The 16,331-nt window shown below is 49.5% G+C and carries 13 protein-coding genes; all 13 read right to left on the bottom strand.

Translation table 11 applies throughout. From position 1 onward, the window contains the following. Positions 1-2: 2 nt before the first annotated feature. Entirely contained in the window at positions 3-1,073 is a 1,071-nt protein-coding gene (gene rlmN, locus ACSQ8P_RS15585) for a 23S rRNA (adenine(2503)-C(2))-methyltransferase RlmN (protein ID WP_436236009.1), read from the bottom strand. A 79-nt stretch (positions 1,074-1,152) separates the two neighbouring features. After that, on the bottom strand, positions 1,153-2,628 hold the full coding sequence (rsmB, locus tag ACSQ8P_RS15580; RefSeq protein ID WP_436239534.1) for a 16S rRNA (cytosine(967)-C(5))-methyltransferase RsmB: 1,476 nt from the start codon (positions 2,626-2,628) through the stop codon (positions 1,153-1,155). 43 nt (positions 2,629-2,671) lie between these two features. Next, on the bottom strand, positions 2,672-3,619 hold the full coding sequence (gene fmt, locus ACSQ8P_RS15575) for a methionyl-tRNA formyltransferase (RefSeq protein WP_436236008.1): 948 nt from the start codon (positions 3,617-3,619) through the stop codon (positions 2,672-2,674). Continuing rightward, entirely contained in the window at positions 3,616-4,101 is a 486-nt protein-coding gene (gene def, locus ACSQ8P_RS15570; RefSeq protein ID WP_436236007.1) for a peptide deformylase, read from the bottom strand. Before def ends, fmt begins: the two co-directional genes overlap by 4 nt. Before the next feature lie 40 nt (positions 4,102-4,141). Continuing rightward, on the bottom strand, positions 4,142-6,655 hold the full coding sequence (gene priA, locus ACSQ8P_RS15565; RefSeq protein WP_436236006.1) for a primosomal protein N': 2,514 nt from the start codon (positions 6,653-6,655) through the stop codon (positions 4,142-4,144). Further along, entirely contained in the window at positions 6,655-7,884 is a 1,230-nt protein-coding gene (coaBC, locus tag ACSQ8P_RS15560) for a bifunctional phosphopantothenoylcysteine decarboxylase/phosphopantothenate--cysteine ligase CoaBC (protein WP_436236005.1), read from the bottom strand. The genes priA and coaBC overlap by 1 nt, the downstream gene beginning before the upstream one ends. Before the next feature lie 68 nt (positions 7,885-7,952). Further along, positions 7,953-8,180, bottom strand: coding sequence for a DNA-directed RNA polymerase subunit omega (rpoZ, locus tag ACSQ8P_RS15555; protein WP_056612362.1), 228 nt, complete (start codon positions 8,178-8,180; stop codon positions 7,953-7,955). Continuing rightward, positions 8,181-8,819 carry a guanylate kinase gene (gene gmk, locus ACSQ8P_RS15550; RefSeq protein ID WP_056612367.1) on the bottom strand — a complete coding sequence of 213 codons (639 nt, stop codon included), beginning with the start codon at positions 8,817-8,819 and terminating at the stop codon, positions 8,181-8,183. Continuing rightward, positions 8,809-9,069, bottom strand: a complete 261-nt coding sequence (remA, locus tag ACSQ8P_RS15545; protein WP_009672664.1) for an extracellular matrix/biofilm regulator RemA — start codon at positions 9,067-9,069, stop codon at positions 8,809-8,811. Before remA ends, gmk begins: the two co-directional genes overlap by 11 nt. Positions 9,070-9,103: 34 nt before the next feature. Beyond that, entirely contained in the window at positions 9,104-9,976 is an 873-nt protein-coding gene (locus ACSQ8P_RS15540; protein WP_436236004.1) for a YicC/YloC family endoribonuclease, read from the bottom strand. Between the two features lie 41 nt (positions 9,977-10,017). Beyond that, on the bottom strand, positions 10,018-11,892 hold the full coding sequence (locus tag ACSQ8P_RS15535; protein WP_436236003.1) for a bifunctional homocysteine S-methyltransferase/methylenetetrahydrofolate reductase: 1,875 nt from the start codon (positions 11,890-11,892) through the stop codon (positions 10,018-10,020). A 16-nt stretch (positions 11,893-11,908) separates the two neighbouring features. Continuing rightward, the gene (dapF, locus tag ACSQ8P_RS15530; RefSeq protein ID WP_436236002.1) at positions 11,909-12,739 is read right to left on the bottom strand and encodes a diaminopimelate epimerase; all 831 of its coding nucleotides are present in this window, start codon (positions 12,737-12,739) and stop codon (positions 11,909-11,911) included. A gap of 620 nt (positions 12,740-13,359) precedes the next feature. Next, positions 13,360-16,173, bottom strand: a complete 2,814-nt coding sequence (locus ACSQ8P_RS15525; protein ID WP_436236001.1) for a calcium-translocating P-type ATPase, SERCA-type — start codon at positions 16,171-16,173, stop codon at positions 13,360-13,362. Between the last annotated feature and the right edge of the window lie 158 nt (positions 16,174-16,331).

Raw genomic sequence — 16,331 nt, 5'->3', positions numbered from 1 at the left:
CCTCATTTACTGCTCTCCATATGCTTCGCTCGCAATTGTCCGCAGGCAGCAGCAATATCACTACCTTGTTCACGGCGTATGGTGGCATTAATTTTGCCCTTCTCCAGAATACGTTGGAAGGTAAAAATATCATCTCTAGGTGTACGCTTGAAATCACGTTCAGCAACAAAGTTAACAGGAATCAGATTCACATGACTGAGCGGCATGTCTTTCAAGACAAGCGCCAGCTCTTCCGCATGCTCAGGCTGGTCATTCACTTCGCCCATAAGGGCATATTCAAACGTAATCCGTCTACCTGTTTTGGCAATGTAGTACTTACAAGCTTCAATGAGATCAACGAAAGGGAACCTGCGATTAACCGGCATTAACTTCGATCGCAATGCATCATTCGGCGCATGGATCGAAATCGCCAAATTTACTTGCAAATTCTCATCCGCGAACTTATAAATGTTCGGTACGATTCCACTCGTGGATACCGTGATGTGACGCTGTCCGATATTCAACCCTTTCGGGTGAATCATGACACGCAGGAAATTCATGGTCGCTTCATAATTTTCGAAAGGCTCACCAATCCCCATGATCACGATGGAAGAGATACGCTCTCCCGTCTCATCAAGCAATTTCTGCGCTTTCACAACCTGAGCGACAATCTCACCTGGTCGTAGATCCCGCTTCAACCCGCCCAAAGTGGACGCACAGAACGTACAGCCGACTCGACAACCGACTTGGGTCGTCACGCAAATACTGTTGCCGTAATTATGCTTCATCACGACGGTTTCAATAGCGTTCTTATCTTCAAGTTCAAACAAGAACTTGACCGTGCCATCCTGGGATTGATATTTCGTAATCTCGGACAGGGTAACGAACTCAAACTGATCCTTCAACTTGTCGCGAAGTGTTTTCGGCAAATTCGACATTTCGTCGAAGCTGAAAACGCGCTTAATGTATAACCAATCAAAAATTTGACCGGCACGAAACGCAGACTCCCCATTTTCTTTGACCCAACTTTGCCACTCATCCCAATTCAAATCATATACAAACGGTTTATCTTTCTCATACGGCTTAATACCCACATTTATCACAACCTGTTGTTATTTCGTCTATTTTAAAATATTTTAACACAAAGCAGGAACGAACACACGTCCCTGTCTGTTACACGTCACGCTTACGCAGGCGAGCGATAAAAAAACCGTCCGAATGGAACTGCTGCGGCAAAATTTGCACCATGCCAGACGTAGCCGCCTTCGGGTCAATCTCCGTGAAAACATCCGCTGGCAGCGGAGCTAGCTCGAACTCGCTGTGTTCGGCAAGAAAACGCTCGACCATGCCCTCATTCTCTGCCTGTTCAATCGTGCACGTGCTGTACACCAGCACGCCGCCTGGCTTGAGCAGACGATGTACATGACTCAGAATCGCATACTGCGTTTCACTGATCGCCTCGATCTCCGCCTCCTGTTTCGCCCACTTGAGATCCGGCTTGCGGCGAATAACCCCAAGGCCTGAGCAAGGTGCATCAAGAAGGATGCGGTCGAAGGACTCCGCCGCAAAATGCTCATCCAGCTTCGCAGCATCCATCACGAGCGTCTGAATCGACGATAGTCCCAGACGCTCCGCTTGATCTGCGATTAATTTCTGCTTGTGCTCATGCAGATCACAAGCCCAAATCTGACCCACATCGTCCATTTTCTCCGCGATGTGGGCGGTCTTGCCGCCAGGGGCGGCGCAACAGTCCAGCACCTTCATGCCTGGACGCGGGTCAAGAGCCTCGGCGACGAGCATCGAGCTCTCGTCTTGAATCGAGAAGTCCCCTTGCTGGAAGCCGGGGACTAACGCCATGTTCCCGGCCCCCTGCACAAGGATGCCGGCCGGGGCCAGCTCTGACGCTTCCGCGCTGAGGCCGCTAGCTTGGAGCTGCTCCAGCAGCTCCAAGCGGCTGCGCCGCCTCGCGTTCGCGCGGATGCTCACGTGCGGCGGCTCGTTGTTCGCCGCACAGATCTGTTCCGTCAGCTCAGGGCCGAGCTGACGGATCCACCGGCGCACGAGCCATTCCGGATGGGAATGGCTCAGTGCGATGCGCTTCACGTCGCCGAGCGCAGTCGGCAGCGTGAGCTCGTCCTTGCTGCGGATGATCGCGCGCAGCACGCCGTTGACCATGCCCGAGATGCCTTGGTGGCCTCGGCGCTTCGCGATATTGACCGCTTCGCTCACGACCGCATGGTCAGGGATGCGGTCCAAGTAATGCAGCTGATAGAAACTCAGCCGCAGCAGACACCTCACCCAGGGCTCCAGCTTCGCAAGACCCTTGCTGACGAAGCGCTCCAAGAAGAAGTCAATCGTATTCTGGCGCCCTATCGTACCGTACACAAGCTCCGTGGCCAGTCCAGCGTCTGCACGCTCAAGGGCATGCTTCTGCAGCACTTGGTTCAACAGCAGATTACTATAGGACTGATTCTCTTCAACACGAATAAGTACATCCAGTGCCGCATCACGGGCAGAACGCTTAACAGCGCTGCTCTTCGCAGCGCCCGAGGATGATTTTGGCGCAGAAGGCTTACCCGATCTCTGCGAATTCGTATGTCCATGTTGCGGACGAGTTGGTTTAGTCGTAGACAAAATCAAATACCTCATTTTTTTAGGTGGCATTATTACTTGTTTTTCATAAAAAGTTGCTTTACGCGTTCCCCAGTACCGTACCCGCCGGAATTTGCGCTCCGCGAATGAATTCAGTTACTGGCATCGCCTTTTTGCCAGCAGGTTGAATCTCCGTTAGCCACAATGTACCTGCTCCCGTCATGACTTCAATTCCTTGCTCGCTGCAGCTAAGCACAGTTCCTGGTGCTGCGCCAGACCGATCCTGACCTGCTTGCTTCGGCTTCAAGCTCGCCCATACCTTCAGCACATCTCCATTCAAGAACGTATAAGCGCCTGGATACGGGTTTAACCCTCGAATATGATTCCACAGCTCGACAGCAGAGCGTGACCAGTCCAAAAGTTCATCTTCCCTGCGAATATTAGGTGAATAAATCGCATCAGCCTCATTCTGAGGAACAGCCTCGATTCGACCAGCCAGCAAATCTGGCAGCGTCCGCTTCAACAAATCAGCCCCAGCAATACTCAGCTTGTCAAACAACATCCCTGTCGTATCCGTATCCTCAATCGGAAGTTCAACACGCGAGATCATATCTCCCGTATCCAATCCAACCGCCATATACATAATGGTAACGCCAGTCTCAGCCTCACCTCGCATAACTGCGTGATGAATCGGCGCTCCTCCCCGATATTTCGGAAGCAGCGATGCGTGAATATTAATGCAGCCATACTTAGGCAAATCTAACACCGATTTCGGTAAAATTTGGCCATAAGCCGCTGTTACGATTAGATCTGGCGCAAGCTGGCGAATCTGCTCTACGGAATCTGCTTCACGCAGCTTCACTGGTTGAAGCACCGGAATGCCATGCTTCTCAGCCTCTACCTTAACCGGAGTCGGTGTAAGGACGCGTTTGCGTCCCTTCGGCCGATCCGGCTGTGTGACAACAGTTGTCACGTTGTAGCCTTCCTCCAAGAGTAAACGCAGGGAGGGAACAGCAAAATCTGGCGTACCCATGAAAATTATGTTCACGCTTCTTCTTCCTCTTCTTCATCGGCGGTATATGTTTTGACCGCAAGATCCGTAAACAATACGCCATTTAAGTGATCAATCTCATGGAAAATACAACGAGCAAGCAACTCCGTGCCTGTAACTTCAATCGGGTTCCCATTACGATCTTGTCCTTTGGCCGTTACGTTCAGCGCACGAAGGACATCACCACGAAGACCAGGAATACTCAAACAGCCTTCTGGCCCCATTTGCTCACCACTGGAAGTAACGATCTCTGGATTTATCATTTCGATGAGACCGCCATGTTCTTCACCGCAATCCATAACAATTACACGTTTCAGAATACCGATTTGCGGAGCAGCAAGACCCACGCCTTCCGCCTCATACATCGTATCTGCCATATCATCAAGCAATTTATGCAGATTGGAATTAAATTTCGTAACTGTGATCGCTTTCTCGCGCAGCACAGGATCTGGATCTTTTACAATAATACGAATAGCCATGAATGTGCACCTACCTTTAAGTCGTCTCGATTAGGGGTTATTACATCAAATATTGCGGGTCAACATCCACGCTTATTAACAGCTTTTCTTTGGCTGAGCGTTCCTCAAACCAAGCTACTGTCTTCCCAACGATCTCTGCAGCTCTATCTTCCCCACGATATTTTACCACGCATTGGAATCGATATCTATCTTTGATTCGGGAAATAGGCGATGCAACAGGTCCTAACACGTCAAAATGAAAGGATGAATCCATCGATACCGCTTCCGCAAACAAATCTACCTGCTGCCTCGTATAAGGGAGAGCGATTTCTTTCAACCGTGTAACAAAGGCTTCCGCCATGCGCACCAAGAGCGGTACTTGTTCGTGTGAGAACGTAATTAAAATCAATTTTTGATACGGTGGATAACCTAAATTAGCCCGAATATCCATCTCATGGTTCGCAAAAGCCACATAATCATGATGACTCGCATATTGCACGCTGTAATGGTCAGGTGTGTACGTTTGCACAAACACTTCCCCTTGCTTCTCATGCCGTCCCGCTCGACCTGCAACTTGTGTTAACAGCTGGAACGTCCTCTCAGCGGAGCGAAAATCAGGTATATTCAGCACGGTATCCGCCGCGATGACCCCAACTAAGGTAACATCCGGGAAATCCAACCCTTTTGCCACCATCTGCGTCCCCAAAAGAACATCCGCCTGTTTCTCACGAAACATCGTCAACCATTTCTCATGCGAGCCCTTTTCAGTCGTTGTATCCACATCCATGCGAATGACCCTAATGCCAGGAAATATCTTACTAAGCTCTTCCTCAACACGCTGCGTTCCGGTCCCAAAATGACGAATGTGCTCGGATTGACAGCTCGGACACTCCTTCACCTCACGCTCGGCATAACCGCAATAATGACAACGCAGTGCATGTGAGCTTTGGTGATACGTCAATGAAATGTCGCAATGCGGACACTGTGAAACGAAACCGCACGTCCGACACATCACGAATGTCGCGTAACCACGTCGATTCAGCAGCAATACGGTCTGTTCCTTCTTGTGTAACCGTTCTTCGATCGCTTTATACAACGATCTGCTAAACATCGACCGATTGCCGGTTTTCAGCTCCTCACGCATATCCACAATCGTCACAGGCGGCATAGGTCTGCTCGCAACGCGCTCTTTCATGGTCAGCAATGTAAAAGGAGGTTTAGAGCGATCTCTCCTGCGTCTCGTTTTCTCCATACTCTCTAGGGATGGCGTAGCGGAACCCAGCACCACAACGGCATCTTGCTGCTTCGCCCTTTGAACAGCCACATCTCGCGTATGATATTTCGGACTCTCTTCTTGTTTATACGAGGATTCATGCTCTTCATCTATAATGATCAAGCCAATGTTCGTAAAAGGGGCAAAAATCGCCGAACGTGCGCCGATTACGACCTTTACTTGCTTGCGTGTAATTTTACGCCACTCGTCATATCGCTCGCCATTAGACAGTCGACTATGCAGAACAGCAACAAGGTCGCCGAATCTCCCTTTAAAACGTTCCACCATCTGCGGCGTCAATGATATTTCCGGCACGAGAACAATGGCTTCCTTATCCATATCTAAGCATTGCTGGATGGATTGTAGGTATACCTCTGTCTTGCCGCTTCCCGTCACCCCGTGCAGCAGAAACACCTCATGCCGATCTTCAGCCACCGCATCGCGGATAGGGGCAAACACGCCGCTCTGCTCCTCCGTCAGAGTAAGCGGCTTCGTCCGCGCAAAAGCACGACCCATATAAGGGTCGCGCATCACTTCCACCTCGCGCAGCTCAATCCAGCCGCGATCCGCCAAGCTTTTGACTGTGCTTGCTCCGACCTCAACAGCTTCCATCAGCTCCGTCAATCGAATGGACTGCGGATGCTCAATCAAGTATCGCAGTACATCCTTCTGCTTGTTCGCTCTGGCCGGAAGCTCAGCAAGCGCCTCTTCCAAGCCATGACCACCTGCAGGTGGAAATACGGTTAGTGCCTTTTTGGTATTCATCCGGTCCTTCACTAGCTGTACTTCCGTCAGCCTACCCGATGACAGCAGCTCTTTGATCAGAGCGCCTTCCTTCGAAAAACGCTCCAACAGCACGTCCATGGAAACCGATTCCTTACTCTTCACAAAGCTAATAATAGCTTCAATATCTGGCATATCTAGAAAGGATTGATCCTCGGATTCATCCCCTACAATAATGACACGCTCATATTTCGCTTTAAGTGCTGCAGGAAGCATCGCTTGCAGAGCAGTTACTTCATGACACATATACATACGACTGATCCAGCGTCCAAGACTAACAAGTTCACTCGTCAAAGGCGGGACGAGATCCAACACATTTTGAATTGGCTTGATGCGCTTCGCGTCTACTTCCGTTTTCTCTTGCAGTTCAACCACAAAGCCTTGCAGGACACGTGGTCCAAAAGGTACACCTACTCGGCTGCCGACTTCGACCCACTTACTCAGAGATGACGGCACTTCATAGTCGAACGCCCGATTGGTTTGCTTGGCTGGGACATCGACAATGACTTTGGCGTACATCAGGATTCCCCCGCAGCCGCGGACGCAGCTATTCGTTCTGCAGCAAGCTCGAGCAGCTTACGTGCAACGTCCCATTTGCTTTGAATCGGTAGAGCTTGTACAAGTCCATTATGATCATAGAAGCGAACCACATTCGTATCCCCGCCAAAGCCTGCGCCCTCTTGTGACACATCGTTCCCTACGATGAGATCACAATTTTTGCGCTTCAGCTTGTCCATCGCATGCTCGTCTAGCCGCTCCGTTTCCGCAGCAAACCCAATAACGAACTGTTTACTTGTCTTCAGCGTTCCAATCTCCTGCAAAATATCGGGATTCTTAATGAGCTCGAGCGTCAGCGAGTCTGCTTTCTTTTTGATTTTCTGCTCGGCAACAACTGCAGGACGATAATCGGCCACAGCAGCTGCTTTAATGATGAGCTGGCTTTCTTCGAGCCTGCTTAACACCGCTTCGCGCATATCCAGCGCAGACTGCACAGGAACGAGCTGCACGCCTTCAGGTACGGTTAGGGCCGACGGCCCTGAAACCAATGTTACCTTCGCCCCCATCCGCACAGCTTCTTCCGCGATCGCATAACCCATTTTGCCTGAAGAGTCATTGGTCAAATAACGAACAGGATCTAGACGTTCTACCGTCCCTCCGGCCGTCACTAACACACGTTTACCTGCTAAGCGTCCAGGCTCCCCTTGAAAATGCCGCTCAACCGCGGCAAAAATCTCCTCCGGCTCAGCAAGACGCCCCTTGCCCACATAGCCACAGGCCAGTTGCCCTTCGCCAGGTTCAATGAAACGCACGCCGCGGCGACGCAATGTCTCCATGTTCGTCTGTACGGCTGGATTCGCGTACATATGCACATTCATCGCAGGCGCCACCCAGATCGGTGCCATGGTTGCAAGCAGTGTGGTGCTTAGCATGTCATCGCCTAGCCCTAAGGCTAGCTTGCCGATCGTATTCGCCGTAGCTGGGGCGATCAGCACGAGATCCGCGCTGTCCGCCAAATTGATATGAGACACGACGGCGGGATCCTTCTCATCGAAGGTATCGACAAAAACATGATGCCGCGACAAGGTTTGAAACGTTAACGGCGCAACGAATTGCACTGCCGAACGCGTCATAATCACCCGTACAACAGCTCCAGCCTGTGTTAATTTACTCGTTAATGCAGCAGCTTTATAAGCCGCAATGCCTCCACAGACACCGAGCACGATCGTTTTGCCTTGCAATACACCCATGGGAATCCCCTTTCGAAATACCAAATGAGAAAAAAATAACAACCACGAGGGTTGTTGGGTAAGGCGGTTTATTTCTTCGCGTATTTCTCGCTCTCGTTTGTGTTAATTTTCTCGTAACCGATGTAATTCCCGTACAGTTCTTCTAAAGCAACACCAACATGTTTATGAGCTTTCTGGCCTTTCAAATCCGATTTCGCACCATCACGAAGGGATCTAGCTCTTTTGGAAGCTGCAACAACCAGGGAGTACTTGCTGTCTACGATATCAAGCAGTTTATCAATTGAAGGGTATAACATTCAATTCACCTCATCCATCCATTGTACGATTTTTGGAAACATACGATCTTTTTTGCAATGCTCAGCGGCTAGTATCGCTTGTATTTTCGCACATGCGGTATCTACATGATCATTTACGATCGCATAATCATAGTGCTCCATCAGACGAATTTCATCGATGGCCACGGACATGCGACTGCGGATGACCTCATCCGTTTCCGTGCCACGTGTAACAATACGATTCTCAAGCTCATCTAGAGACGGCGGCAGCAAGAAAATAAATACACCTTCGTCAAACTTCTGTTTGACCTGCAGTGCACCTTGAACCTCGATTTCCAAAATCACATCGTGGCCTGAACGCAGCGTTTCCTCTACGAAACGTCTTGGTGTTCCATAGAAATTGCCCACATATTCAGCCCATTCCAGCACTTCATCGGTTTCGATCAACTGCTGAAATTGCTCACGGGTTTTGAAAAAATAATTAACACCGTCTACTTCACCTTGTCTAGGAGAACGTGTTGTCGCCGATACCGAGTAGACAATATCGGGAGCAACCTTGCGCAGCGCCGCACAAACCGTTCCTTTGCCAACACCAGACGGTCCGGATAAAACAATCAGAATACCTCTCTCACGCTCAAGAGTGTTCGTATTACTCGTCATGATCATCGTCCTTATTCGAAAGTCTATGCGCTACCGTCTCTGGTTGTACTGCCGACAAAATCACATGATCGCTGTCCGTGATAATAACGGCACGGGTTCTTCTACCATATGTAGCGTCAATCAGCATGTGACGATCACGCGCTTCTTGAATGATTCTCTTGATCGGAGCGGATTCTGGACTCACGATCGAGATAATGCGGTTCGCCGATACGATGTTGCCGAACCCGATATTGATTAATTTGATAGCCATCTAGGACTTCCTCCTCGCGAAGCACATGCAAGCTTCACTCGATATTCTGTATTTGTTCCCGCATTTTCTCAAGCTCTGCTTTCATCGCAATCACTCTAGACGTAGGCTCCGAATGATTCGACTTCGATCCGATCGTGTTCACTTCCCGATTCATCTCTTGAATCAAGAAGTCCAGCTTTCGGCCAACAGGCTCTTTGTCTGAAAGCAATGCCTCACATTGCCCAAAATGACTCTTCAGACGCGTTAATTCCTCATCCACATTAGAACGATCTGCGAAGAGAGCAATCTCAGTTGCTAGACGTTGCTCATCCACAGGTATCCCGTCGAGAACGAGGGACTGAATGCGAATCGTCATCTTCGTCGCATACTCCTGAACGACTTGAGGAGCAAGCGCTTCTAACTCGATATGAATTCGCTTCATCTCGGCTAGCCGTTCTCGGATATCCTGCTCTAAGAATTCACCTTCGCGGTGTCTCATCGCGGATAGCTGAGCGACAGCCTCCTGTAGACATGCGCATAGCTCCTGTTCAATCTCGTCATCAGGCTCTTGACGTACATCTTTCATTTGAATCAGCTCAGGAAGTTTCAATAAATCATTGAGATCTACCTGACCCGTGATCCCATACCGCTGCTTCAACTGCTCAGCTGCTTCCAGATAAGCATCTGCCAAAGCATAATTAACCGTTACGTTCTTCGGGGAAGCTGCTTCACGTTCCGCCGTGATGAAGACATCTACTCGTCCTCGCTTCACAGCATGCAATACCGTTTTCTTCAAAGCGTCCTCAAAAGCCGCCCATTCCTTCGGCAACCGAATCGACACTTCACTATACCTATGATTGACCGATTTCACATCGATAAACACGTTGTATCCCGCAAAAGAACGATTCGCTTGTCCGAACCCGGTCATACTGCAAATCATTCTAATCACATCCATTACCCTATTTTAATTCATTTTGAAAGTGGGTACAAGTGGAAATCATGCCTTTTCGACTTTTCCCACACATAGTTAGTCAGATCTACGCACATTTCATACGCCAAAAAAGGAGTCATCAGATAAATACCATTAAAGTATTGCATCGCGGTATCCAGCAATTCTTTGGCAATTTCCACACCCATTGCGCGACCTTCTGGACCTTTCAAACCATCCATCCGTGCTCTAACTTCATCCGATAAACGAATACCTGGAACCTCGTTGTGCAGGTATTCGGCATTGCCACCACTAGCCAGCGGGGCGATACCGATGAAAATAGGGATGGGCAAATGTTTGGTCGCTTCATAAATGTCTTCGATGAGCTTCGCATCGTACACGGGCTGCGTCATAATATAATCTGCGCCTGCCTCAATCTTGCGCTCCAAGCGCTGAACGGCTTTATCTAAATGCTTCACATTTGGATTGAATGCTGCACCAACTACGAAGTTAGCCTTCTGCTTCAAAGGTTTACCGGAGAAGGCGATGCCTTCGTTGAGCTGTTTGATCATTCGAATAATTTCGAATGAGGTAAGATCGTATACAGAGCTGGACCCGGGGAGATCGCCAAACTTGGCGGGATCGCCGGTCACGGCCAGCACGTGGTCTATTCCCAGCGCGTGCAAGCCCATGAGATGGGACTGGGTCCCAATCATGTTGCGGTCACGACACGCGATGTGGATGAGCGGACGCGCGCCCAAACGCTCCTGCACGAGGTAGCCGAGTGCTAGGTTACTCATGCGCGTCACAGCAAGGGAATTGTCGGCCATCGTAATGGCGTCGACATGAGCCTCCTGCAGGGCCTTCGAACCCTGCATGAACTTCTCGATGTCGAGATCCTTCGGAGGATCCAGCTCGACAATGACGGTTTTGCGCTGCTTTACGATGTCCAGCAGCGAAGGGATCCCCGCTGGAGGCGCAGGCTGCGCCGGTGCCGGCTCGATCACGAGCACGGCAGCTTCCGCTGGAGTTGTGCCAGGCGCAACCGGCACGTAGCCTTGCAGCGCCTTCGCCACAGCAGCGATGTGCTCCGGCGTCGTGCCGCAGCAGCCGCCGATGATGCGCGCGCCAAGATCGGCAAAGCGCAGCGCGCTTTCGGCGAAGTACTTCGGCGTCGCCGCATACGTATAGTGCCCGTCTACGTAGTCGGGCAAACCTGCGTTCGGAAACGCCGAGAACGGAATGCCAGGAATCGGCGCGATTTTCTCCATCGAACGCAGAATCCCGTTCGGGCCGACTCGGCAGTTAAAACCGATCACATCAGCGCCTTCATCACGCAGTCGTAGGAACGCTTCTTGCAGCGGAACACCGTCTTGCGTGCTGCCCGTGCCTTCATTGGCAAACTGGCAGATCACTGGGAGCTGACTCATGCTGCGAATAATTCGCAAAGCAAGCTGCAGCTCTTCCAAATCGTAGAAGGTCTCTAATAACAGCCCGTCCACCGGAGAGTCAAGCAGAATGCTGATCTGTTCGCGCAAAGATTGCTCAACCTCGGAGGTTCTCACATTTTTCCGCTTGCCAGCGCGAATAGATCCAATAGCTCCAACGACATACGCATCGTCGCCAACAGCGTTTCTAGCCAGCTCAACACCCGCACGGTTAATGGCTTCAACGTCGCCTTCCAGTCCGTACTTCGAGAGCTTCTCCCGATTCGCCGAAAACGTATTCGTTTCAATAAGACGAGCACCTGCCTCAAAATAACGGCGGTGCACGTCAGCGACCGTTTCCGGTCTTAGCAAATTCAATTCTTCATATGAAATGCCGACAGGAAATCCCATCTGATATAAGTATGTCCCCATAGCGCCGTCACCGGTCAAAATCTCCTGTTGCAGCGCTGCACGAAGATCCAATTTCATGCATCATTTCCCCTATCTATAGTTTCCCTGTAAACACTTCTTCAGCAGGCCCCGTCATATAAACGTGATTGTCCTCTTCCAGCCACTCGATGAACAAATCTCCACCTTTGAGTGAAACGGTCGCTTCACGATCAGATAGACCATTCAGCACGGAAGAGACTAGCGTAGCACACGCGCCTGTTCCGCAAGCAAGCGTTGGTCCAGCGCCACGCTCCCAAACACGCATATCTGTATAAGCGCGATCCCGAACAGTTGCGAATTCGACATTTATTTTACGCGGAAACATAGGATGCGCCTCAAGCTTAGGCCCCCATGTTGCCAGGTCAAAATTCACAGCATCCTCTACATAAATGACACAATGGGGATTCCCCATTGACACCGCCGTGAAACGAAACGATGTGCCATCTACCTCGATCGGATAATCGATCACTTCGTCGGCATCAACCGTCGTTGGCACCTGAAGCCCTTGCAGAATGGGCTCTCCCATGTCCACACGAGCAGTCACAACTCGGCCATCTTGCACATGTACTTGAACCTTCTGTACACCAGCACCAATGGTCTCAATGGTAATTTCTGTTGCATCAATCAGCTTATGATCGTATACATATTTGGAAACACAGCGGATCGCGTTGCCGCATTGCTCGGCCTCAGATCCATCCGAGTTGATAATGCGCATTTGAAAATCAGCTTTCTCAGAAGGAAGAATAAAGACAACTCCGTCAGCACCGATGCTAAAAAATCGATTACACAACTGAATGGCCAACTGGTCTGCCCCGGCAGGCAGCTCTTTCTCTCCGGCTACGACAATAAAATCATTACCAAGACCGTGCATTTTCGTAAACTTCATGTCAAGCACCCCTATGTGCGGTTTAGCCATTATCATAGCGTAAAATCGTCAGTATGCATAGCCCTGCGCCCTCGCAGCACGTCATAGTCGCTAAATCGCCATAGTAAGGAGAGCGAGGTAAAAGATCTTTCATAGCGCCGTATTAACCATGTTTTTCAAACAAGTTCATTGTAAAAATCTTATATCTACGTTTTTGATTTGGTGCAGTTGGGGTGGGGTTGCTAGTAGATGAGTTGGATGAGTTGGATGGGTATAGTCGCTTACTGTGGTGCTGGTGCAAAGGTATTTGTATTAATTGAACGTGACTTTATTTTCAGGAAGCCCCAGATTCGTAAGTAGCGGTAACTGGAAAATATAAATCTATTTAGTACAAATATAACTAAAAATTTATTTTAAATGGAAATTATGTAGTTAATTCCTTCGATTCTGTTCAAATTCAAAAAAAAACCTGAAAATAACTGCATGAAATCCATTTATTCTGAGTTCAAAGGAAAATTTCAACAAATTAACTGTATGAAATACATCTATTCGTATCCGGAGCAAGCACCAAGATGAGCACCCCATTTACTTAAACAGGAAAAAGCTGCCACACGGCAGCTCTTTCCATCTTTCCATGTCCCTTATCGGAAACTCGGTTTAGACGATTTATTATACACAGAGGCACTTGAACCTCTCGAACCTCTGGAACCTTTGGTTCGTTTTGGCGATAACACGCTGCCTAGCCCCATAAAGAAGGTCGGAATGCCCGCTGCAATTAAAACGAGAATCCAATCTTTCCAGCCTAGAGGAACGGTTTTGAAGATCGGTTGGAGTGCTTCGATATACATAACGCCGAGCATAAGAATGAGCGATGATAGCACAGCGAGAACTAAGTACTTATTTTGCAAAGGATTCCGGTGGAAAATGGAACGTGAACTGCGACAATCAAACACGTGGATGAGCTGTGCCATAACCAAGGTCGCAAACGCGACACTTTGTGCTTTCAATAAGGTCTCTGCATCCGTTGGATTCACGCGTAAGATGAGCCAGAAGGCCCCCAATGTGCATACCCCAATGAGGATACCACGGGAAATAATTTTCCAGCCTAAGCGTCTTGCAAAAATACTTTCCTTCGCCGAGCGCGGCTTGTGCTGCATGAGGTCTTTCTCTGCCTGATCCACACCTAGTGCCATTGCCGGCAGACCATCCGTTACTAAATTCACCCATAGAATCTGAATGGGCACAAGCGGGAGCGGAAGCCCCGCCATCATGGCAATGAACATCGTCATAATCTCACCAACGTTAGAGGCAAGCAAATAACGAATGAACTTACGGATATTTTCATATATACTGCGCCCCTCTTCAATCGCCGCAACGATCGTCGAGAAATTGTCATCGCTAAGGATTAAGGAGGATGCCTCTTTGGATACATCGGTGCCCGTAATCCCCATGGCAATTCCGATATCAGCAGCTTTAATTGCTGGCGCATCGTTAACGCCATCACCTGTCATGGCAACAACGTGTCCATTGCGCTGCAACGATTTCACAATACGCAGCTTATGCTCAGGGGACACCCTCGCATAGACATAGGTATCATTGACTTTGGCGTCGAGCTCATCATCCGAAAGCTGTCCGATCTGCTGGCCGCTCATGCTAACACCATTGGTTGGAATCATCCCAAGCTGCTTTGCAATGGCTTCCGCCGTCGTTTGATGATCTCCGGTAATCATGACGGTCTTGATGCCCGCCTTGCGGCATTTGGAGATCGCTTCACGCACTTCTTTGCGCGGAGGATCGATCATCCCGGTTAACCCTACGAAAACTAATCCATTCTCAACATCCTCAAAATCATCATAGCGATCACTTGCTTTAAGCTCCTTATAGGCAATACCCAACACCCGCAGCGCTGATTTGGCCATGCCTTCATTCGCTGAAATGACCTTTTGTTTCAGCGTTGACGTGAAAGGAATAACTTTACCATCCCACAAAATGTAACTGCAATGCTGCAGTAAGACATCCGGCGCCCCTTTGGTACAAGCCATGCGGCCATTCTCGGAGGACACCAGCACGGACATCCGTTTGCGTTCCGAATCGAAAGGGAACTCGGCGATCCGTTTATATTTTTCACTCAGCGAAACTTGCGTAATCCCGCTCTTGGCACTTAGAACAACTAAGGCACCTTCTGTTGGATCCCCTTTAATATTCCAAATCGAAGCTGGCCCCTCGCTGCCCTCTTTCCCTTTCTTTCTCTTCGTTTCTTGTTTTTCTTCAATTAAGGTTGCATTATTGCAAAGGGCTGACACGTGGAGCAGCTTCGAAAGAGTTGGATGCTTGTGTGCGTCCGTATGTTTGCCGCTCAGAAGAATATGACCGACCGGCGCATAACCGTCTCCTGTTACCTCTAGCACATCACCGCCGACCCACAAATGGGTCACTGTCATTTTGTTCTGAGTAAGCGTCCCCGTTTTATCTGAACAAATGACGGAGGCACAACCTAACGTTTCCACCGATGGCAGCTTCCGGACGATCGCTTTCCGCTTAATCATGCGCTGAACGCCGAGCGCTAGTGCAATCGTTACAATCGCTGGGAGCCCTTCTGGGATAGCAGCAACAGCTAAGCTGACGCCTGCCAAGAACATCGCATACGGTGGTTGTCCATGCATAATACCGGCTACAACAACAAGAATTGTCAACGCGATAGCAACGATAATTAAGATTTTACCTAACTGCTCCAATCGGTGCTGTAACGGTGTTTCCATGGATTCTGTATTTTGAATCAAATCAGCGATTTTGCCCATTTCCGTGCTCATTCCGATTCGAACGACAACCGCTTTCGCTGTGCCACGAGAAACCATTGTCCCCATGAAGCCCAGATTGCGCTGATCGCCAAGTGGCACTTCGTCGTGTGGAATAGCAGCAATCGTTTTACTGACGGCAATGGACTCCCCGGTTAGGGCAGACTCTTCGATATAGACGCCATTCGTCTCCAAAAACCGAACATCCGCCGGAACTCTGTCGCCGCTCTCCAGAAATACAATGTCACCAGGCACCAGATCTCGCGCCGGAATTTGATGAACGGCTCCTTCTCTCCACACATTCGCATTGGGCGCAGACAGCTCTTTCAGTGCACGTAGTGAGCGTTCCGCTCGAAACTCCTGTGTAAAGCCCAAAATCCCATTCATCACAATAATGACGACAATCGTAATCGCATCTAAATATTCGCCTAGCAAGCCGGATATTAGAGTCGCCCCCAATAGGACCAGCACCATGAAATCTTTAAATTGATTTAAGAGCAGTGTAATTGGTGATACACGCTGCCCCTCTGAGAGCTCGTTTCGCCCTACCTCAGCCTGACGTTTCCAAGCCTCTTCCCAGGGCAATCCTTGCTGTATATCCACCTGCTGCAATTGCAAGACATCCTCCGAGTTCAACTGGTACCACTTATTCTGACTCATCCGCCCTTCTCCCTCCCACATCCACTTGATCTTGTCTCACACTTATACGTATTTGTATTCAGACAAGCAGGAAAATATCCCTGAAATCATCTTTCCTGTCCAGAGCCCCTTAAGTTTTTGTTAAAAGTATGGCATCATAGAGATTAGCAAAGTTGTCA

Source organism: Paenibacillus sp. LjRoot153 (assembly GCF_964253085.1).
Classification (GTDB): domain Bacteria; phylum Bacillota; class Bacilli; order Paenibacillales; family NBRC-103111; genus Paenibacillus_E.
This window is presented reverse-complemented; position numbering and strand designations above follow the sequence as displayed.

Bases quoted from the DNA above. Each gene is read 5' to 3' on its own strand.
- rsmB (WP_436239534.1), bottom strand. From the start codon at position 2,628: ATGAGGTATTTGATTTTGTCTACGACTAAACCAACTCGTCCGCAACAT.
- def (WP_436236007.1), bottom strand. From the start codon at position 4,101: ATGGCTATTCGTATTATTGTAAAAGATCCAGATCCTGTGCTGCGCGAG.
- priA (WP_436236006.1), bottom strand. From the start codon at position 6,655: ATGTACGCCAAAGTCATTGTCGATGTCCCAGCCAAGCAAACCAATCGG.
- coaBC (WP_436236005.1), bottom strand. From the start codon at position 7,884: ATGGGTGTATTGCAAGGCAAAACGATCGTGCTCGGTGTCTGTGGAGGC.
- rpoZ (WP_056612362.1), bottom strand. From the start codon at position 8,180: ATGTTATACCCTTCAATTGATAAACTGCTTGATATCGTAGACAGCAAG.
- gmk (WP_056612367.1), bottom strand. From the start codon at position 8,819: ATGACGAGTAATACGAACACTCTTGAGCGTGAGAGAGGTATTCTGATT.
- remA (WP_009672664.1), bottom strand. From the start codon at position 9,069: ATGGCTATCAAATTAATCAATATCGGGTTCGGCAACATCGTATCGGCG.
- ACSQ8P_RS15540 (WP_436236004.1), bottom strand. From the start codon at position 9,976: ATGACCGGGTTCGGACAAGCGAATCGTTCTTTTGCGGGATACAACGTG.
- ACSQ8P_RS15535 (WP_436236003.1), bottom strand. From the start codon at position 11,892: ATGAAATTGGATCTTCGTGCAGCGCTGCAACAGGAGATTTTGACCGGT.
- dapF (WP_436236002.1), bottom strand. From the start codon at position 12,739: ATGAAGTTTACGAAAATGCACGGTCTTGGTAATGATTTTATTGTCGTA.
- ACSQ8P_RS15525 (WP_436236001.1), bottom strand. From the start codon at position 16,173: ATGAGTCAGAATAAGTGGTACCAGTTGAACTCGGAGGATGTCTTGCAA.